This is a genomic window from Flavobacterium celericrescens (genome assembly GCF_011392075.1).
Taxonomy (GTDB): domain Bacteria; phylum Bacteroidota; class Bacteroidia; order Flavobacteriales; family Flavobacteriaceae; genus Flavobacterium; species Flavobacterium celericrescens.
This window is the reverse complement of the sequence record NZ_JAAJBV010000030.1, coordinates 1-237: the sequence shown is the minus strand read 5'-3', so window position 1 is coordinate 237 and position 237 is coordinate 1. Positions and strand designations below refer to the sequence as shown.

Genomic DNA, 237 nt, shown 5'->3' with positions numbered 1-237 from the left:
CAGACGGTGACGGTACACCAGACTACTTAGATGTAGATGATGATGGTGACTTAGTAGATACAGAGTTTGAGAATCCAGATCCAAACGGAGACGGAAACCCTTCTGACGCGCAAGACACAGACGGTGACGGTACACCAGACTACTTAGATGTAGATGATGATGGTGACTTAGTAGATACAGAGTTTGAGAATCCAGATCCAAACGGAGACGGAAACCCTTCTGACGCACAAGACACAG

At 46.8% G+C, this 237-nt stretch carries 1 pseudogene; it reads left to right on the top strand.

Features of this window, described 5'->3' with window-relative positions:
* Positions 1 to 237, top strand: a pseudogene (locus G4L40_RS12975) (FKBP-type peptidyl-prolyl cis-trans isomerase); the annotation flags it as partial.